This window comes from Tenacibaculum sp. Cn5-46, assembly GCF_022347705.1.
GTDB classification, from domain to species: Bacteria; Bacteroidota; Bacteroidia; order Flavobacteriales; family Flavobacteriaceae; genus Polaribacter; species Polaribacter aiptasiae.
The window spans coordinates 163,689-183,092 of sequence record NZ_JAKRGD010000001.1; the positions used below are offsets into that span (position 1 = coordinate 163,689).

Annotated in this window: 15 protein-coding genes; 7 read left to right on the forward strand and 8 right to left on the reverse strand. The window is 31.4% G+C overall.

The features are described from left to right. Nucleotides 1-185 precede the first annotated feature (185 nt). The 3 genes from MHN29_RS00725 to MHN29_RS00735 all read left to right on the forward strand — a co-directional run bounded on the left by MHN29_RS00725 (nucleotide 186) and on the right by MHN29_RS00735 (nucleotide 5,707). Entirely contained in the window at nucleotides 186-3,038 is a 2,853-nt protein-coding gene (locus MHN29_RS00725) for a VCBS repeat-containing protein (protein ID WP_235273525.1), read from the forward strand. A 216-nt stretch (nucleotides 3,039-3,254) separates the two neighbouring features. Next, nucleotides 3,255-3,701, forward strand: a complete 447-nt coding sequence (locus MHN29_RS00730) for a protein-disulfide reductase DsbD domain-containing protein (RefSeq protein ID WP_235273523.1) — start codon at nucleotides 3,255-3,257, stop codon at nucleotides 3,699-3,701. A 26-nt stretch (nucleotides 3,702-3,727) separates the two neighbouring features. After that, nucleotides 3,728-5,707, forward strand: a complete 1,980-nt coding sequence (locus MHN29_RS00735) for a protein-disulfide reductase DsbD (RefSeq protein ID WP_235273522.1) — start codon at nucleotides 3,728-3,730, stop codon at nucleotides 5,705-5,707. 66 nt (nucleotides 5,708-5,773) lie between these two features. Here the strand turns inward: MHN29_RS00735 and MHN29_RS00740 are convergent, their stop codons facing one another. Beyond that, nucleotides 5,774-7,081: a S28 family serine protease gene (locus tag MHN29_RS00740; RefSeq protein ID WP_235273521.1), complete on the reverse strand. Its 1,308-nt coding sequence runs from the start codon at nucleotides 7,079-7,081 to the stop codon at nucleotides 5,774-5,776. Between the two features lie 120 nt (nucleotides 7,082-7,201). Between MHN29_RS00740 and MHN29_RS00745 the strand changes: the two genes are divergently transcribed. Both MHN29_RS00745 and MHN29_RS00750 read left to right on the forward strand, forming a co-directional pair. After that, a complete protein-coding gene (locus MHN29_RS00745) occupies nucleotides 7,202-8,176 on the forward strand; it encodes an ornithine cyclodeaminase family protein (RefSeq protein WP_235273520.1) in 975 nt (324 codons plus the stop codon). Then, complete coding sequence (locus tag MHN29_RS00750; protein ID WP_235273519.1) at nucleotides 8,169-9,236, forward strand: proline racemase family protein; 1,068 nt, start codon at nucleotides 8,169-8,171, stop codon at nucleotides 9,234-9,236. Before MHN29_RS00745 ends, MHN29_RS00750 begins: the two co-directional genes overlap by 8 nt. Here the strand turns inward: MHN29_RS00750 and MHN29_RS00755 are convergent. From MHN29_RS00755 to MHN29_RS00775, 5 genes are all read right to left on the reverse strand, one after another. After that, nucleotides 9,228-11,021 carry an aminopeptidase P family protein gene (locus tag MHN29_RS00755; RefSeq protein ID WP_235273517.1) on the reverse strand — a complete coding sequence of 598 codons (1,794 nt, stop codon included), beginning with the start codon at nucleotides 11,019-11,021 and terminating at the stop codon, nucleotides 9,228-9,230. The genes MHN29_RS00750 and MHN29_RS00755 overlap by 9 nt on opposite strands. A 30-nt stretch (nucleotides 11,022-11,051) precedes the next feature. Beyond that, on the reverse strand, nucleotides 11,052-12,299 hold the full coding sequence (locus MHN29_RS00760; RefSeq protein ID WP_235273515.1) for an FAD-binding oxidoreductase: 1,248 nt from the start codon (nucleotides 12,297-12,299) through the stop codon (nucleotides 11,052-11,054). 1 nt (nucleotide 12,300) lies between these two features. After that, nucleotides 12,301-13,308, reverse strand: a complete 1,008-nt coding sequence (locus MHN29_RS00765) for a 4-hydroxyproline epimerase (protein WP_235273514.1) — start codon at nucleotides 13,306-13,308, stop codon at nucleotides 12,301-12,303. Between the two features lie 154 nt (nucleotides 13,309-13,462). Then, a complete protein-coding gene (locus tag MHN29_RS00770; protein ID WP_235273513.1) occupies nucleotides 13,463-15,049 on the reverse strand; it encodes an aldehyde dehydrogenase (NADP(+)) in 1,587 nt (528 codons plus the stop codon). 1 nt (nucleotide 15,050) lies between these two features. Beyond that, the gene (locus tag MHN29_RS00775) at nucleotides 15,051-15,965 is read right to left on the reverse strand and encodes a dihydrodipicolinate synthase family protein (protein WP_235273511.1); all 915 of its coding nucleotides are present in this window, start codon (nucleotides 15,963-15,965) and stop codon (nucleotides 15,051-15,053) included. Between the two features lie 143 nt (nucleotides 15,966-16,108). On the opposite strand from MHN29_RS00775, the gene MHN29_RS00780 reads away from it, so the two are divergent. Together MHN29_RS00780 and MHN29_RS00785 are read left to right on the forward strand one after the other, a co-directional pair. Continuing rightward, nucleotides 16,109-16,948, forward strand: a complete 840-nt coding sequence (locus MHN29_RS00780; protein WP_235273510.1) for an AraC family transcriptional regulator — start codon at nucleotides 16,109-16,111, stop codon at nucleotides 16,946-16,948. Nucleotides 16,949-16,960: 12 nt separating this feature from the next. After that, nucleotides 16,961-18,013 carry a type IX secretion system membrane protein PorP/SprF gene (locus tag MHN29_RS00785; protein ID WP_317208009.1) on the forward strand — a complete coding sequence of 351 codons (1,053 nt, stop codon included), beginning with the start codon at nucleotides 16,961-16,963 and terminating at the stop codon, nucleotides 18,011-18,013. On the opposite strand, the gene murI is transcribed toward MHN29_RS00785, so the two are convergent. Then, entirely contained in the window at nucleotides 18,010-18,807 is a 798-nt protein-coding gene (murI, locus tag MHN29_RS00790) for a glutamate racemase (protein WP_235273508.1), read from the reverse strand. The genes MHN29_RS00785 and murI overlap by 4 nt on opposite strands. Nucleotides 18,808-18,872: 65 nt before the next feature. Further along, complete coding sequence (locus tag MHN29_RS00795) at nucleotides 18,873-19,382, reverse strand: OmpH family outer membrane protein (RefSeq protein ID WP_235273507.1); 510 nt, start codon at nucleotides 19,380-19,382, stop codon at nucleotides 18,873-18,875. Nucleotides 19,383-19,404 lie beyond the last annotated feature (22 nt).

The window sequence follows — 19,404 nt, forward strand, 5'->3', positions numbered from 1 at the left end:
TACAGGGGTTACATACTCATCTTTTACCTAATAGTATTGGTAGGGAAGCTTCTGTTAATATGATTTCAGGAGTTATAGAAGCAGAAATTATAAATGCTTACTATTAAATCTAACAAAGTCGCAGGCAATAAGACTAGAAAGGTTAGTGTAGTTGATATTGCCCTTAACAATAAAAACATAACAAGATGAAACGAGTAAATCTAATAATATTTTTATGCATATTATTTTCAATAAATATAGTACACATAACTTATTCACAAGATACCGATGGAGATGGTGTTGTAGATAATATTGATGTTGATGACGATAATGATGGGATTTTAGATGTAGAAGAAAGCCCTATTGATGTCTTATGGATAACAAGAAATAATCAAACTATTTTTTATAAAGGTAAAAATGATGGAACATTTGATACAGGGAAGGTAACTAATATAAACATACCTAAGATTGGAACTTCTTTTGGAGAGAATACATTTATAGGAGATGTAGATGGTGATTATCTACAAGATATAATATTTATTTCAGAATTTGATAATAGAATTACCTTCTATAAAGGGAATGGTGATGGGACTTTTCAAAATGGTGTAATAACAAATATGAATATTCCTAATGTAGGTACTAATTCTGGTGAAGTTGCTTTTTTAAAAGATGCAGACGGAGATGGTGTTTTAGATGTGTTCTGGATATTAGCATTTTGGAATCAAAGTATTTTTTATAAAGGAAATGGAGATGGAACTTTTCAAAATGCTATAACAACTACTGTTAATGTACCAGATGTAGGATGTGATGTTACACAACTTACATTTGCAGGTGATATAGATAGCGATGGTATTATTGATATATATTGGATATCAGAAAGTAATAGAATAATTTTTTACAAAGGAAATGGTAATGGAACTTTTCAAAATGGAGTAACAACTAATATAAATGTACCAAGTGTTGGAGGGATAGGTGATATAGCTGATTCTACTTTTTCAGGTGATGCCGATAATGATGGTGTTTTAGATATAATTTATATTGATGGTGCTGGAAATCTCACAACTTTTTATAAAGGAAATGGTGATGGGACTTTTCAGAATGGAGTGTCAACAAATGTAAATGTGCAAAATGTGGGAAGTGATTTATTTGAAGTTACTCTTTTAGGAGATGCAGATGCGGACGGTACTATTGATATCTTTTTTTTATCAGATTTTTCAAATCAAATAGTTTTTTATAAAGGAAATGGTGATGGAACTTTTCAAACAGGTTCACAAATTAGCCAAAATATACAGAACGTAGGTAATATAAATAATACAGATGAAATTACCTTTAGTGGTAGTTTTGGTCTTGATCCAGATGGAGATGGAATACCTAATCATTTAGATTTAGATTCTGATGGAGATGGTATACCAGACAATGTAGAAGCTCAGGCTACAGTAGGTTATATAGCACCAAATGCAGATACTCCTGCAACATATATTGCTAATAATGGATTAAATTCAGCATATTTAGGAGGTTTAACACCTGTAAATACTGATGGTACAGATGATCCGGATTATTTAGATTTAGATTCAGATAATCAAGGAGAAAATGATAATGTAGAAGGTGGTGTAACAGCAAACCCAACATACGCAGATGTAAATGGTAGTCTAAATAATCCTACTACTTTACCCAATTCTGATGAAATTGATGATATAGATTATAGAGATATAGTAGCGCCAGGAGGAGTGAAAACTGGCTTAGGGTTTTGGTTAAAAGCAAATGTAGGTGTAGTAGGAAGCTCAGTTGTTACAGAGTGGAAAGATCAATCAACTTTCAAAAGAGATGCAAACGTAGTTACTGGTGACCCTACATCTCTCCAGCTTGATTTAAGTTATAATCCATCAATTAGGTTTGATGGAGATGATTATATTTCTTTAAGTACTGATCATTTTTTTACAAATACTTATACTGCAATTGAAGTAATTACTGTAACTAAAAGTAATATTACCCCAGCTCCAGGTATAACCAATGGGCATCCTTATGATTTTGGAGGAGCAAACTCTGCAAGAGATTATTATTATCCCGATCAAACAGGAAGACTTTATCAAGGGTCCTTTACTACAGATCGTTTAGGGTTTAATCCAATAACTAATGCTATTGACGATCCTAAACCAGGCGTATCTTCTATACTTGGACATCCAGTAGCCCTTGAAAATTGGAACATTTACGGAACTCATAGTGCAGCTAATAATTGGGGAATTCAGTTTAATGGACAATTTAAAGCACTTACAACAGTAAATACTACTGATTTTTCATTTCCAACAGGATCTAGTGGTGTATATATAGGAGCAGTACATAATGAAATTTTTACAGGAGATATTAGTGAAGTAATTTTATATAGTAAAGTGCTTTCTAGTACAGAAAGACAACGAGTTAATAGCTATAATGCAGTAAAATATGGAATTACCTTAAATCAATCAACACCAACAAACTATTTAGCAAGCGATGGAACAGTTATCTGGGATGCTACTTCAAATTTATTATACTCAATAGATGTAGCTGGTATTGGAAGAGATGAAGCTTCGGCGTTGCATCAAAAACAATCAAAATCAGCAAATTCAACAGCTATAGTTAGTATAGGATTAGGAAGTATTGAGGCTACCAATGCAGACAACTCAAATACATTTACAAATAATAAAAGTTTTTTAATATGGGGTAATAATAATGGTGGAGCTACAATGGTTAATTCAGGTATCCCTAGTGTGTTTTCAAAAAAAATTATTCGTAATTGGTTAGTTAATGAGACCGGTACCGTTGATGATGTAAAAGTGCAAATATCAGATGCAGTAGCTACTTCAATTTTTGTGAATTTACAAGGGTTAACTTTGTTTGTGGCAGATGATGAAGCGTTTACTACTAACGTTGTAATGGTGCCATTTGTAAAGAATGGAATTTACCAAGAAGCCACAATAAATTTTAACGGAGCTAAGTATTTTTCTTTGGGTATGCCACGAACAAATTTTATGAGACATGGTAAAACGTTTGTAAATTCAAAAGAATCTCGAATGCAATGGTAAGGATAGGTAAAATATAACGTCTTTAATAAAGGTGAATGTTAGTTGTTTTTTAAGGGTGAAAAGACTAACAAAGTCTATTAAACACTAACGGTTAAGAGTAATCAGAGATGGTTGCTCTTTTTTACTATAAACAAAGTTTATTTGCTGAAATCGTGTTATTAAAAATAAAGATGCTATTTTTACCGAAATTTTTATAAACCTACTAACTGTATAAAAATGAGGAAATTAATAGTAGTATTGTTATTCTTAACAAGTATCGTGTCGTACGGACAAATCCACAATCCTGTAAAATGGACTACATCTGTAAAGAAAATTTCAGAAAAAGAAGCTGAATTAGTAGCTACGGCAAGTTTAGAAAACGATTGGCATATTTACTCGCAAAATATACCAAAAGGAGGTCCAATCCCTACGTTATTTTCTTTTGTTGGTGACCAACGTTACTTAAAAAAAGGAAATACAAAAGAAGGAGAAGGACATGAAGTTGATGATAAGTTGTTTGACATGCGTGTTAAATACTTTGATAAGAAAGCTGTTTTTACACAACGAGTAAGATTAAAAACTACAGAGAAGTTTGTAATTAAAGGAACAGTAGAATACATGGTATGTTCTGGTACAAATTGTTTACCTCCTAAAGAAGTAGATTTATCTTTTTCAGTAAATTAAAAAATTATCCCCTTAATAAAGTTTAAATGAAGAACCTTTTTGCATTCTTGCTCCTTTTTACGATTAGTTTTGGCGTAAAAGGGCAAATTTTCAATCCTATAAAATGGAAAACTAAAGTAGAAAAAACGTCAGAATCAAAGTACAAATTAAAAGCCGAAGCCATAATTGAGCAAGGTTGGACTTTGTATTCTCAGGAAGTTCCACAAGGTGGACCAATCCCTACTACTTTTACATATGATGATGAAGGAGGTAAAATTAAATTACTAGGAAATACATCAGAACCTAAAGGGAAATTAAAGTTTACAAAGCTTTTTAATGAAGAAGGAATGAGTATTAAATCCTTCGCTATTAAAGCCGTTTTTGAACAAAATATAGAATTAGTAGATAGCCAAATAAAAAAGGTAAATGCTTTTGTTGAATTTATTGCTTGTACTGATGAGCAATGTTTGCCTCCTAAAGAAGTAGACTTAGTTTTCGATTTAGAGAAAGCTACTATGGCTTCAAAAAAAGGAGAAGCAAAGAAAGCAGTTACTAAAGAAGGAAAAGCTAAAGAGAAGAAAGGTTTAGTAAGTATTTTTATTATTGCCTTTTTATCAGGTTTTGCAGCGTTGTTAACGCCATGTGTGTTTCCAATGATTCCAATGACGGTTAGCTTTTTTACAAAACAAAGTAAGAGTAAATCGAAAGGAATTAGAAATGCTATTATCTACGGATTGTCTATTATAGCAATTTATGTATTGTTAGGATATGTAGTAACTGGAATTTTTGGAGCCGATGCATTAAATGCATTGTCAACAAATGTATGGTTTAACATAGCATTCTTTTTAATATTAATCATTTTTGCTGTATCGTTCCTTGGAGCATTTGAAATTACATTGCCAAGTTCATGGGCAACAAAAGTAGATTCACAAGCAGATAGAGGAGGATTGATAGGAATCTTTTTCATGGCATTAGCCTTAGCAATTGTATCTTTTTCATGTACAGGACCAATTGTTGGGACTTTATTAGTAGAAGCAGCTACAAAAGGAGGAATAGCACCTGTGGTAGGAATGTTAGGATTCTCATCGGCAATTGCTTTACCATTTGCTTTATTTGCAGCATTCCCGGGTTGGTTAAATTCATTACCAAAATCGGGAGGTTGGTTAAATACAGTAAAAGTTGTTTTAGGATTCTTAGAATTAGCATTAGCATTTAAATTCTTATCAAATGCAGATTTAGTATTACAACTGCACTTATTAGAAAGAGAAGTGTTTATTGCTATTTGGATTGCAATTTTTGGAGCATTAGCATTTTATTTATTCGGAAAAATACAATTACCTCACGATAGTCCACAAAGTCATATTTCAGTAGGAAGATTAAGCTTAGGTTTAGTAGCTTTATCATTTACTATATATATGATACCAGGTTTATGGGGAGCACCTTTAAATTTAATTAGTGCTTTTCCACCACCACAACATTATAGCGAATCGCCATATGGAGTTGGATTTACAAAACAAGGAACAATGAGTGTTGCTAACCAACAAAATGATGATCATGGTGGATTGCCAGAAGGAGCACACTTAATGCCTCCTCATGATATAGTGGCTTTTCACGATTATGATAAAGGATTAGCGTATGCTAAAAAAGTTGGAAAACCAGTTATGATCGATTTTACAGGGCATGCTTGTGTTAACTGTCGTAAAATGGAACAAAACGTATGGGTAAAACCTAAAGTTTTAGATGTTTTAAAGAATAAAGTAGTACTGATTTCTCTTTATGTAGATGACAAAAGACCTTTAGAAGAGAATGAAGTTGTAGACTCTAAGTTAAATCCAGGAAAGAAACTAAAGTATATAGGTCAAAAGTGGAGTGAATTACAGACTATTAAGTATAAGGCTAATTCACAACCATTTTATGTATTAATGGCACACGATGAATCTAACTTAATAGATCCAGTGGCATATACACCTGATGCAGATGAATATTTTAATTGGCTAGAAAAAGGAATAGCGAATTATAAAAAATAAGTAAATAAAAGAACACTTTAGAATTTTCTAAAGTGTTTTTTTTGAACTAAAAATAAGAGTATCAAACTATTTTACAGGATATAGTTTCACATCTTTTCCTAGCCAAGTCTGTAGTTTGTTATAAATTTTTTCTTGATCTTCTTTAGAAAAGTGTTTAATCCTTGTACCATGATCAGCATCAGCCAATACCATTTTTAAAGCATCTACATTAGGCTTTGGATTTGGAGCACAAGCACCCCAAGGGTCGTATGCGCCATAAATATACAATATGTTGTTTCCTTTGTTTTCAACAAAATCTCTTACCTCTTTGATATAATTTTCATTATACGATAGGTCAACATTTTTAGGAGCAAATCTCATGTTAGATGAAGAAGTAACAACCTTTAATAAGTCTTTTACAGGTTCTAAATCAAAACCATAATATCCTAATTCTTTAATGTGTTGATAAAAAGAAGGAAGATAATAATCAAATCCCCAATCGCTATACAAAGTAAAGCCAGAAACTTTTACCAAATAATCAAATAATTCTTTAGAGCTAGCTTTTTCAGAAGGAATTTCATTGCATTTTCCACCCCATTGCCAAAATGAAAAAGGGAATTCTAAAACAGAGTATTCTAAAGCTTCCTCTTGAGAAAGTTCAGTAAAATTCATTTTCTTTTCTTCAGCATAAGAAGTTAAATGATTAAGTATTTCGACTCTGTTTTTTAGAACAGTTCTTTGAAAGTTTTTAATAGCGTTTCTACATTCTTCACTGCCTACAGAGTTAATTAAGTTTGTAGTTCTTTCATCTTCCAAACCATTAATTAATGGAGCTACATACGGAACAGCTACATCAATATCATTAGGATATTTAGATTTATAAATTAATGTAGTTTCACCTCCCTTACTAATTCCTGAAGACAACCATTTTCCTTTGTATAAGGTTTTTAATTTGCTTACAATAGCATGATAATCTTCAATAGCATTATCGTTGGTTAAATATTTCCAAGGAATAGAGTCGGGTCTAGATTTTCCATACATTCTATATTCAACAATAACCTGATTTCCTTTTAAAAGCTTGCTTAATTCAGTAGTTCTGTTTCTTGAAGCATAACCATCAGTAATAATTACTGTTGGGTTTTTATAATCGGCATGGGAAACATACATATAATGTTTAAAAGTTCCTTCTGATGGATTTTTAGGATTTAAATTTTGTTCCAAAACAACTTGATAGGCATCAGTAAAGTGATCGTTAACTTTAATAGAGTCTATTTGAGCTTTAGGAAATAAGTTTTGTAGTTGGGTTTTAAATGTGATTTCCTTTTTCTCTTTTGTTTCTTTACAAGAAAGAAGAGTTATTAGAAAAAGAAAAGGCAAAAATTTAAATAGTTTCATAATCAAATATTTATTGGTTAAAATTAAAGGCTTTAGAAAACTCGATATGATACTATTTTATCTATATTAATGTAAATATTGATGTGTATTAGGGTAAGATATTCTTAAAAACTAAAAAACATGTACTTTTATCCTATGAACCCTATTATTCAAATAAGTAGCGATTTTATTGAAGGAAATACGAGTTTCCCTGAGCTAATAGCTGAATTAAAAAAAAGCTTTTCTAAAAAAGATGTGATTGTTCCTATGAGGCATCATCACGATTTTCCAAATCCAGAGGTTGAAGCAGATTCTACATTATTGTTAATGCCAGCTTGGGAACCCAATAAAAATGCAGGAGTAAAAATAGTAACAGTAAGTCCGGAGAATGGTCAATTTAATTTACCTTCTATAAATGGGACATACATATACTTAGATGCTTTAAAAGGTACTATTAAAGCTATTTTAGAAGCAAAAAGTTTAACAGTAAAAAGAACGGCTGCTGCTTCAGCTTTGGCATCCACATTTTTATCAAAAGAAAATTCAAGTTCTTTATTAATGATTGGTACAGGAGCTTTATCAGTAAATCTTATTAAAGCACATGCTTCAGTTAGACCTATAAAAGAAGTGTTTGTTTGGGGAAGGAATTTTGAAAAAGCTGTTAGTATAGTTAATAGTTTACAAGAAGAAAACTTCTTTATAACAGCCATTCAAACTATTGAAGAGAAAATAGGAGAGGTAGATATTATTTCTTGCGCAACATTATCAGCAACACCTTTAGTTTTAGGTAAATTGGTAAGAGAAGGACAACATATAGATCTTGTAGGAGCGTATAAAAAGAATATGAGAGAAGCTGACGATGATGTGATAACGAAAGCAACGGTATTTGTAGATACTTTTCAAGGAGGTTTAAAAGAAAGCGGAGATATAGTAATACCATTGGAAAATGGAACGCTTAAAGAGGAGGAAATTAAAGCAGATTTATTTGAGTTAAGTTCAGATCAGAACAAAGGAAGAATTTCAGAAACAGAAATAACAGTTTTTAAATCAGTAGGGCATGCTCTGGAAGATTTAGCAGCTGCAAATTATTATTACAATCAATATACCAATGAGTAAAACATACCAAAATATACTTTCAAAAACAGAGTTCAATCCGTCTGAAGATTGGTTGCAAATCAAAACTATTGATATGCACACAGGGGGAGAACCTTTACGTGTTATTGTAGATGGATTTCCAGAATTAAAAGGAAATTCGGTATTAGAATATCGTAGATATTGTAAAGAAAATTATGATCATTTAAGAACAGCATTAATGTTTGAACCACGTGGTCATGCAGATATGTATGGTTGTATTTTATTACCACCTAATGATGATGAAGGTGATTTTGGAATTCTGTTTTTACATAACGAAGGGTATTCTACAATGTGCGGGCATGCCATTATAGCTATTTCTACGTTGGCAATAGAAATGAATTGGGTAGATGTAAAAGAAGGTGATAATATTTTAAAAATAGATGCACCTTGTGGTAGAATTACATCATATGCAAATGTTAAAGATGGAAAAGTAACAGGAGTTCGTTTTCATTGTGTACCTAGTTTTGTTGTAGGTTTAGATAGAAAGGTAAATGTAGATGGAGTAGGAGAGGTAGTGTATGATTTAGCTTATGGAGGTGCTTTTTATGCATATGTTGATATGGCTAAAAATAAATTAGATTTTGATTTAACCTCTAATTCTTACCGAAAATTAATAAGCAAAGGAATGGATATTAAACATGCGGTAATGAAAGAAGATAAAGAAGTGAAACATCCATATGAAGAAGATTTAAGCTTTTTATATGGAACTATTTTTATTGATAATACAAAGCAAGAGTCAGGTAATGATAGTAGAAATGTATGCATTTTTGCTGAAGGTGAAGTAGATCGTTGTCCTACTGGATCAGGAGTATCAGGAAGAATGGCAATACATAAGGCTAGAAAAGAAATAGACTTTGGAGAAACTATGACTATAGAAAGTATAACAGGTTCTGTATTTAAAGGTTCCGTAGTTTCAGAAGACCAATATGGTTCGTTTACATCAGTAATACCGCAAGTAGAAGGAACTGCTTATATTACAGGAAAACAAACTTTTATAATAGATCCTAATGACCCAATGAAAGACGGATTTATACTAAGATAATTCTATAGGTTTACATTTGTTTTGTAACCAACTCACTTCATTATTATTTAATAAGGGAGTGAGTTTTTTTATGACTTTTTGATGATAAGAATTTAACCATTCAATTTCTTTATTGGTTAACATAGTAACATTGATTAGTTGTGTGTCTATGTAACAAAGAGTTAAAGGTCTAAAACCTAAAAATGTACCAAATTCAGTTTCTTGGACTACTTCAGAAAGAACAATGTTTTCAATACGAATTCCAAATTCATTGGTAACATAGCAACCAGGTTCTATAGTTGTAAATTGATTGGCTAAATGAGGAGTAGTACCTCTAGCAGTTGTGGGTCCAGTAGCAAAACCTTGAGCAGGCTCATGCACCATACCAAAACTTCCAATACCATGTCCAGTTCCATGAGGGTAGTTTAAACCGTTTTGCCATAAATGCATACGAGCAAAAGCATCAATTTGAGTTCCTGTAGTTCCTAAAGGAAATTGTTGTTGTTCTAAAGAAATATATCCTTTTAAAACTGATGTGTATGCTGTTTTAATTTTTTCAGAAGGAGTACCTCCTAACCATATAGTTCGTGTAATATCTGTAGTACCGTCTTTATATTGAGCGCCACTATCTAATAATAAAATACCTTCATTTTTTATGATAGAAGAACCTTGTTCTGGTGCTGTATAGTGAATAATAGCGCCATTTTTTTTATATCCAACAATGGCAGCAAAAGATTCACCAACATAATACTCTTGTTGTTGTCTAAAACTTTCTAGTTTTTTTCCTAATTCGTATTCAGAAATTGATTTTTTTTCTAATTCTTTTTCCAGCCAAATAAAGAATTTTGTTAGTGCTACACCGTCTTTTAGCATACAGTTTTCTTCACCTTGTATTTCAACAGTGTTTTTTATGGCTTTTAACTCTTTAACTATTGAGTTTTGATATTGGAATTTACCATTTATAGCATCAAACACAGCGTAATTTAAAGAAGAAGAATCAGTAATAATGTTTTTATCATTGGTTATTAAAGGTAAAATAGTTGCAATTGAATCGTAAGAAACTATTTCAATATGTAGCTTTTCAAAAGCAGTAATAGCAGATTGAGAAAATCTATTTTTATTACAGAATAAAAGAGTTTTTTCTTTTCCTACTAAAGCATATGCAGTAACCAGGGGGGTAAAATCAACATCACGAGAACGAATGTTAAACAACCAAGCTATTTCATCTAATGAAGAAAAGAAATAAAAATCGGCGTTTTGTTTTTGAATTTCTTCTTGAACTTTTGAAAGTTTTGAAGCAGTAGTTTCTCCACTAAACTCAAAAGGATGTATATCTATTTCAAAATTTGGAAGATTGGGTCTGTCTGTCCAAATATGTTTCGCAAAATGAGGCTCGTTTTGTAGTTGAATTTGCTTTTCATTGGTAAAACTCAATATATAATCTACTTGCGATTTAGAGAATTGACGGTAATCTATTCCTATAACCGAATTGTTTTTTAGCAAATTACAAAGCCACTTTACATGTTCTGGTGCATGTGGTATAGATTGTTTGTGAAGTTTAACTTCAGTATTTCCGCATTCGTCCTCAAACTGTAAAAAGTAACGAGAATCTGTCCATAACGCAGTTGTATCTTGTGTAACAACCAATGTTCCAGCTGAACCAGTAAACCCAGAAAAGTATTCACGTAATTTCCAATAATCAGCTACATATTCTGATTGATGTGGATCTGTTGAAGGAATAATAAATGCATCTATTTTTTTTAGAAGCATTTCTTTTCTTAAGGCTGCTAGTTTTTCTGAAATCATTCGATAAAATTAATAAGTTTAAAAATGCTTTTAAGCAAATCTTTCTACATTAAAAGGAGCTAAGTTTAAGCTAGGTTTTTCATCAGAAATAATTTCAGAAACTAGTTTTCCAGTTGCAGGTCCTAAACTCCATCCCATCATTGCATGACCAGTTGCTACGGTAACATTTTTAACTTTAGATAAACGTCCAATATATGGTAAACCATCAGGAGAACAAGGACGTAAACCACAATCGGCATTATCAATGTCTTCTTGTTTTATTTTTAAGCCAGAATAATATTGTTCGCCAGCATTGGCTATTGTTTTAACACGTGCTGGGTTTATTTTATGATTTATACCTCCAATTTCCATGGTTCCTGCAAATCGAGTAAAACCATTCATTGGGGTAACGGCAACTTTTGCTTCCATAAGAATTGCTGGAATTGAAATGCCAGTTTCTTCTTTTACATTAATTCGATAACCCTTACCTGCTTGTACAGGAATATTTATTTGTAATTCCTTAGCTAAATCTTGTGTCCAAGAGCCTGTTGCTAAAACATATTCATCTGCCAATATGTTTTGTTTATTGGTATCGATTGAAGTTACTTCATTCTTAGAAATATTAATTTTTAAGACTTCTTCATTTGATAAAAAAGTAACTCCGTTTTTTTCTAAATGTAATTTTAATTGTGGAATAAATTCATTTGGAGTCATATGTGCATCTGAATGATAGTACACAGCTCCTTTAATATCTAAGTTACTATTAGGTTCTAGCTTTTGAACTTCTTTTTTGGTTAAGTTTTCAACTTTTAACCCTTCTTTAATAGCTTGTTTTCCCACATTCCATTCTTCTTCACCTGCTTTATCTGTCTTATAGTACATTAATAAGCCTTTGTCTTGATAAAAGAAGTCAAAGTCATTAGAAGCTTTTATATTTTCATATAATTCTTTACTAAACAAATTTATGTCTTTTATGACTGGAATTGATTGCTGTACTTTTTTATGAGTAGAAGCTTTTTTAAAAAGTAAGGACCATTTAAAAAAGTCAAGGTCTAATCGAGGTTTAATAGATAAAGGACTTGTGGAACTAAACATCCATTTTATTCCTTTGTTAATCATACCAGGAGCAGCTAAAGAAATAATATGACTAGGTGTAATAATACCTGCATTTACATGAGAAGCTCCAGATGAAAAGTCTGATTTATCAATAATTGTAACTTCATGTCCAGCTTTTTGTAAATAATAAGCTGAAGATAAACCTATAATTCCACCACCAATAATTACTACTTTTTTACTCATTTTATATTACTTGGAATCCATGTGCATATGGATCATCTTGATCGTCAATAATAATGTTGTTATATCCGTATACTTTAGCCCAACCTTGTATACTTGGAATAATGGCTGGTTTCCCTGCTAAAGTTGTTTCTTTTTCTACTCTTCCGATAAATTTACTTCCAATAAAGCTTTCGTGAATAAATTCTTCTCCAGTTTTAAGTTTTCCTTTAGCATGTAACTGAGCTAATCGAGCTGAAGTACCAGTTCCACAGGGGCTTCTATCAATAGCTTTGTCGCCATAAAAAACAGCATTACGTCCTGAAGAAGTTGGGTTTAAAGGATTACCCGTCCAAAGCATATGGGTTACATCTCTTATGGTATCATTTTCTGGATGAATAAATAAGTCTGGGTATTTCTCATTAATTCTATCTCTTACTACCTGAGAATATTGAATAATTTTTGAAGCGGTAAAATCATGAACTCCACTAAAGTTTTTTTGTGGATCAACAATAGCGTAGTAGTTTCCTCCATAAGAAACATCAAAAGTGATTTCTCCTAATTCAGGGCAATCAACCGTTAAATTTTCAGCTGCTAAATAACTTTTAACATTGGTTAGTCTAACCCAATCTACTTTTTTACCTGTTTGTTGATATTCTATTTCAACCAAACCAGCTGGAGCTTCCATTTTAATTTTGCCAGGTATTTTAGGAGTAACTAAGCCTTCCTCTATAGCAATAGTTATAGTTCCTATAGTACCATGTCCACACATAGGTAAGCAACCAGATGTTTCAATAAATAATATTGCAAAATCATTTTCTGGATTATGAGGAGGAAATAGGATAGAACCACTCATCATGTCATGCCCTCTAGGTTCAAACATTAAACCTTTACGAATCCAATCGTATTCTTTTAAAAAATGTTGGCGTTTTTCACTCATGTTGGTACCAATAAGATTTGGTCCTCCACCAGCAACAACTCTTACTGGATTACCACAAGTATGCGCATCGACGCAAAAAAAAGTCTTTCTCATCTTTAATTGAAGCGCCAGCTTGTATTCTCTCTTAGAAAAAACCCTTCAAAAAATTCCTCTATTATAAAAATAAAGCTGGCATTGTTTCAATCTCTAGACAGGGCAAAAATAAGGTTTGATTTTTTGTACTATCTAAAGAAATTCTTAAAATTTACTAATTGACACCGTTTTTTGTTAACATACCGTTAACCGAACGTGAAATTTGCAATGGGTTCTCATTTTTTAGTTCATCTGGCAATAATTCATTCGGCCAATCTTGATAACTAAATGGACGTACCCAACGTTTTATTGATCCAATTCCAACTGCTGTAAATCGACTATCTGTAGATGCTGGATATGGACCTCCATGTACCATAGATGGACAAACTTCTACACCTGTAGGTACTCCATTGAATATAATACGTCCAACTCTGTTTTGTAATGCTGAAACAACAGATCCATATTGAGCTACTTCATTTTCATCAGAAATAATAGTTCCTGTTAATTGCCCTTCTAATTGAGAAATTATTTCTTCTAATTGAGCTGCATTTTCACATTGTACTACCATTGAAAAAGGACCAAACACCTCTTGATGTAATGTTGTGTTTTCTAAAAATGTAGCTCCTTCTACAGTAGTAATAATCTGTGTTGCATAATTAGATTGTACTTCGTTTTCATATTTACCAACGACAACTAATCCACTTTGTGCTAATGCTTTTTCCTTATTACTTTCATAAGCAGCAACAATATTTGGATGTAACATTAATGAAGGAGATATTTCTACAATTTTAGAAGCTAAATCATTTGTGAAATTTGTTAGTTCTTCACCTTTAATTCCTAAAATTAACCCTGGATTTGTACAGAATTGCCCAGTACCTAAAGTGATTGAACCAGCATAAGTACTTGCTAAAGACTCAGCTCTGTTTTGTAATGCTTTTGGTAATATAACCACAGGATTAATACTTCCCATTTCTGCAAATACAGGAATCGGTTCCTCTCTTTTAGCTGCTAAATCTAATAAAGCTCTTCCACCTCGTATACTTCCTGTAAAACCAACTGCTTTTACTTCAGGATGTGATACTAATTGTTGTCCAACTTCAATTCCACTTGAATTTAGATTTGAAAATACACCTTTTGGCATATTAGTTTTTTGAACTGCTTTTATTATAGCAGAGGCAACTAGTTCACCAGTACTAGCATGCATAGGATGCGATTTAACTATAACTGGACAACCTGCCGCTAATGCAGCTGCTGTATCACCACCAGCCGTTGAATAAGCAAGTGGGAAATTACTAGCACCAAAAACAACCACAGGTCCTAATGGAATATTTATTTTTCTTATGTCTGATTTAGGTAAAGGTTCTCTTGTTGGAATAGCCGTATCTATTGTAGCTTCTACCCACGAACCTTCTGCTACTAAGTCAGCAAAAGAACGTAATTGAAATACAGTTCTTCCTCTTTCTCCTTTTGCACGACCTTCTGGTAATCCAGTTTCTGAACAATAAGTTTTAATTAACTCATCATCTAAAGCTAATATTTCATCAGCAATGGCGTTTAAAAAAGCTGCTTTTTGTTTCCCAGAAACATTTCTATACTCTTTAAAAGCTTTTGATGCTAAAGAAACAGCTTCGTTAATTTCTTCTTGAGTTGCTTCAGTATAAACAACTTCATTTTCTTTGTTTAACTCTGGGTTAAACGTTGTGTATGTTTTGTTTCCTGTTGCTGATATTGTATCTCCTATATAATTTTTTCCTGTTATCATTCTATAAGTTTTTATAATCAGGCAAAGTAGGTCTGTTCTTTAATCCAGTTTCTATAACATTTAATACATGTTTGCGTTCTTTTCCAATTAATGGTAAACGTGGTGCACGAACATTCTCTGTACCTATACCTGTTGCTACTTCTGCTAATTTGATATTTTGGACTAATTTAGAATTTATATCTAATTCTAACAAAGGTAAAAACCAACGGTATATTTCTAATGCCTCCTGTATTCTTCCTGCTTTTTGTAATTCGTAAATAGCTACTGTTTCTTTTGGAAAAGCACATACTAAACCAGCAATCCAACCATCAGCACCCATTAATAAACTTTCAAGAGCTAAAGTATCAACACCAGTCATTATTTTTAAACGATCAACAAAACGGTTTTTAATCCTAGTAACGTTTGAAATATCTCTAGTTGATTCTTTTACTGCTTCTATATTTTTACATTCCAATAAATCTTCAAACATATCCAATGTAACTTCCACTTTATAATCTACAGGGTTATTGTAAACCATAATAGGTAATGAAGTATTGTTTGCTACTGCTTTGAAGTATTCAATTGTTTCTCTATCTCCAGATTTATAACGCATAGGAGGTAACATCATAAGACCTTTAGCTCCATCTTCTTCTGCTCTTTGTGCAGCTTCAATAGCTCCTTTTGTAGTTTGTTCAGCTACATTCATTAACACAGGAACTTTACCATCTACAATATCAACTGTAGTTTTGGTTAATTCTCTTTTTTCTTCTGTTGATAAAGTACTAGCTTCTCCTAATGTACCACCTAAAACAATTCCATGAACTTGAGCATCTAACTGTGCTTTAATATTCACTTCAAACATGTTTAAATCTAAGGTGTCCTCGTTTGTAAACTTTGTTGTTACAGCAGGCATAACGCCTTTCCAATTTATACTCATTTTGTTTTTTTATTGCAAATCTATATATGATTGCCAAAGACATATGTTTGTTTTTTAGCTATTATGTATACTATATTATCTATCTATTGTTAATTTAGTATTATATTGGTTAATATGTTATAGATTAGCGTAAAATATTAGTCATGAAAGTTCTACCGTTTGAAATACCAAAAACAAAAAACTTAGGTTTAATATACCAAGAAGATAAAGGCAATGCTTTTTATGATAAGCTTCATCAACATAAGGAAATACAGATATGTTATATAGTGAAAGGTGAGGGCACGTTGATTATTGGAGATACGGTTAATGATTACGAGTCTGAAGATATTTTTGTTATTGGAGGTAATCAGCCTCATGTTTTTAAAAGTGATACTTCGAAAGTTAAAAAATCGTTTATGATATCGCTTTTTTTTACAAAAGAATCTTTTGGTAAAGATTTTTTTGAACTAGATGATTTTAAGGAGTTAACCACATTTTTTGTGAACTCTCAAAATAGTTTTAGAGTAAAAACAAACAAAGAAAAATTAAAAAAATACTTTTTAAAACTACAAAAAAGTAGGGATTTAGTAAAGTTCATTGTTTTTATAAAGATGATTAATGTTATCATAAAATCTGAAATAGAACCTCTCTCGTCTTTTTTTTATAAAAAGAAGTATTCGGATAATGAAGGTAAACGAATGGGAGATGTTATGGATTATACACTAAACAATTTTAATAAAAAGATAGAGTTAGAGGATATATCTGAAGTGGCCAATATGACCACTAATGCTTTTTGTAGATATTTTAAGCAAAGAACTAATAAAACGTATTTTACTTTTTTAAACGAGCTTAGAATAGAAAAAGCATGTAAACTCTTGCAAAACAAAGATTATTCAATAATTGAAGTGTCGGAAAAATCAGGTTTTAAAAACATATCTAATTTCAATAGAAAGTTCAAAGAACTAAAAGGAAGAACACCATCTGCCTATAGATTAGGCCATTAATATGTTAAAAACATGAATTATATTTATACTTTTTTAAAAAATAAGCAAATTTCTTATTTCTCTTGGCTATATTTGACGGCTATTTATCAATTAAAGTATATGAAAAAAATTGTTGTTTTGTTACTAATCGTTTTTGTGTCTAAAATATCAGCACAAGAAACACTACCTATTTATGCAGATTATTTATCTGATAATGTTTATTTGCTACACCCTGCAGCTGCTGGAGTTGGAGACTGTGGAAAAATAAGATTTACTGCTCGACAGCAATGGATAGGTGTGAAAGATGCTCCAGCTTTACAGACAGCAAGTTTTCACGCAAAATTTAATGAAAACTCTAATGCGGGTTATGGTTTAATTTTATTCAATGATAAGAACGGTTATCATTCTCAAAAAGGGCTTCAAGGTACCTATGCATATCATTTAGATATGGGGAATGAGAATTTATTTAATCAATTATCATTTGGTCTTTCTATGTCTATTGTACAAAATGAAGTAGATCAAAGAAGATTTGTAAACGATCCTGTAGTTAGTCAAGTAATAGAAAGTAATTTTTATTTTAATGCAGATTTTGGTATGGCTTACCACTATAAAGGATTTGCATCTTATTTTACAGTTAAAAATATACTATTGTCGGCTAAGAACAATTTAAATTCAAACTTTGAATCTTTGAACTTAAGAAATTATATTTTAGGTGCAAGTTACTTTTTTGGTGATAAGGAAAAATTACAATTTGAGCCATCTGTTATGTTTCAATATAAAGAACAAACAGGTGAAAAAATAGGAGATTTAAACTTTAAAGTATACAAAACTTTTGAGAAGAGCCAATTATGGGCTGCACTATCTTATAGAAGAAGTTTTGATAGTAGTGTTTTTGGTGATGCTCATTATATAACTCCAATTTTAGGGTTAAATTACAAAAACTTAATGTTTGCATATACATATACTCAGCAAACAGGTGATGTAGTATTTTCTAATGGAGGTTTTCACCAACTTTCATTTGGTATAGATATATTATGTAGAAAAAGAAGAGCTTCTGCTTGTCCTAATATCAACGGAAGTTTTTAAAAATCAGAATATTTTATTGTAATATTTTTATATTCTTTTAAAATATCTTGTAGCACTACTTCCTCTTTATTTGAAAAAAATATGTTTGAAGATTTATTCTTCATTGTATAAAGAGCATTGTTTTTCTGCAAGATATTTTTTGTTTGCATAGCAACCGCTTCTCCAGAGTCTATTATATTTATATTTGGCCCAACAATAGCTCTTATTTGAGGTATTAAAAATGGGTAATGAGTACAACCCAATACTATTGAATCACATTTTTCTTTGAGCATAGGATTTATATATGCTTTTAAGAGCTCTGTCATTTCTGCAGAATACATTTTGCCATTCTCAATAAGTTCAACTAAACCTTCTCCAATTTGTTCTATAATTGTAATATTATCATCAATTTTAGATGACGTTTTTTCAAATAAGCTACTATTGAGTGTTCCTTTGGTAGCTAAAATGCCTATAACACCTGTTTTTGTTTGAATAGAGGCAGGTTTAATAGCTGGTTCTATTCCTATGAAAGGAATATTGTAATTGGCCCTTAAATGCTTAATTGCATTCGTTGTTGCAGTGTTGCAAGCAACAACTATAATTTTACAACCTTTGTTTATTAAGTATTCTGTATTTTTTATTGATAACTGAATAATCTCACTCTTTGTTTTTTGACCATAAGGAGCATTTTTATTGTCAGATAAATATATAGTGCTTTCATAAGGAAGTAATTTGTTTATTTCTTTCCAAATTGAGATTCCTCCTATACCAGAATCAAAGATACCTATGGGATGTTTAGAATTTGTAGTTATCATATGTAACAAAATTAAAAATCCTGCTGTATACAGCAGGATTTTTATAAAATATTTTTAAGGTTTTATTAGAAACCTAATTTAGCTTTTACAGCTCCGTAAATATCTTCTCCTTTATCATAAACGATTAATCCTTTTCCAGGAGTAGCGTCAAATACATAGATAATTCCTTTTTCAGCAGCTACAGCTTTAATTGCTTCTTCAGCTTTCTTTAAAATAGGAAGTGTTTTTTCTTGATATTTTTTTTGCATTTCTTGACTTGCAGATTGTTCAGCTTGAGCAATTCTTCTTCTTTCTAGTTGAACTTCTTGAGCTCTTTTTTGGTTTACTTCTTGAGTTTGGTTTTTACCTTCTGCTTCATATTTCTTTAACTTAGCCTCTAACTTTTTATACATAGCTTCGATATCATCACGGTAAGTTTTGTTTAACTTTTCTAACTCCGCTTTCATAGCCTTAGTAGCAGGCATATCAGCTAATAATTTATCAGTGTTAATATGTGCAGTTTTTTGTGCATTTGCCACCCCACCTAATCCAATCGTAAAAATTGCAACTAATAATAACGTTTTTAAATGTTTCATCTCTGTTGTTTTAATTTAATTT

Coding starts and splice junctions, on each gene's coding strand:
- MHN29_RS00725 (WP_235273525.1), top strand. CDS start 186: ATGAAACGAGTAAATCTAATAATATTTTTATGCATATTATTTTCAATA.
- MHN29_RS00730 (WP_235273523.1), top strand. CDS start 3,255: ATGAGGAAATTAATAGTAGTATTGTTATTCTTAACAAGTATCGTGTCG.
- MHN29_RS00735 (WP_235273522.1), top strand. CDS start 3,728: ATGAAGAACCTTTTTGCATTCTTGCTCCTTTTTACGATTAGTTTTGGC.
- MHN29_RS00740 (WP_235273521.1), bottom strand. CDS start 7,081: ATGAAACTATTTAAATTTTTGCCTTTTCTTTTTCTAATAACTCTTCTT.
- MHN29_RS00745 (WP_235273520.1), top strand. CDS start 7,202: ATGTACTTTTATCCTATGAACCCTATTATTCAAATAAGTAGCGATTTT.
- MHN29_RS00750 (WP_235273519.1), top strand. CDS start 8,169: ATGAGTAAAACATACCAAAATATACTTTCAAAAACAGAGTTCAATCCG.
- MHN29_RS00755 (WP_235273517.1), bottom strand. CDS start 11,021: ATGATTTCAGAAAAACTAGCAGCCTTAAGAAAAGAAATGCTTCTAAAA.
- MHN29_RS00760 (WP_235273515.1), bottom strand. CDS start 12,299: ATGAGTAAAAAAGTAGTAATTATTGGTGGTGGAATTATAGGTTTATCT.
- MHN29_RS00765 (WP_235273514.1), bottom strand. CDS start 13,308: ATGAGAAAGACTTTTTTTTGCGTCGATGCGCATACTTGTGGTAATCCA.
- MHN29_RS00770 (WP_235273513.1), bottom strand. CDS start 15,049: ATGATAACAGGAAAAAATTATATAGGAGATACAATATCAGCAACAGGA.
- MHN29_RS00775 (WP_235273511.1), bottom strand. CDS start 15,965: ATGAGTATAAATTGGAAAGGCGTTATGCCTGCTGTAACAACAAAGTTT.
- MHN29_RS00780 (WP_235273510.1), top strand. CDS start 16,109: ATGAAAGTTCTACCGTTTGAAATACCAAAAACAAAAAACTTAGGTTTA.
- MHN29_RS00785 (WP_317208009.1), top strand. CDS start 16,961: ATGAATTATATTTATACTTTTTTAAAAAATAAGCAAATTTCTTATTTC.
- murI (WP_235273508.1), bottom strand. CDS start 18,807: ATGATAACTACAAATTCTAAACATCCCATAGGTATCTTTGATTCTGGT.
- MHN29_RS00795 (WP_235273507.1), bottom strand. CDS start 19,382: ATGAAACATTTAAAAACGTTATTATTAGTTGCAATTTTTACGATTGGA.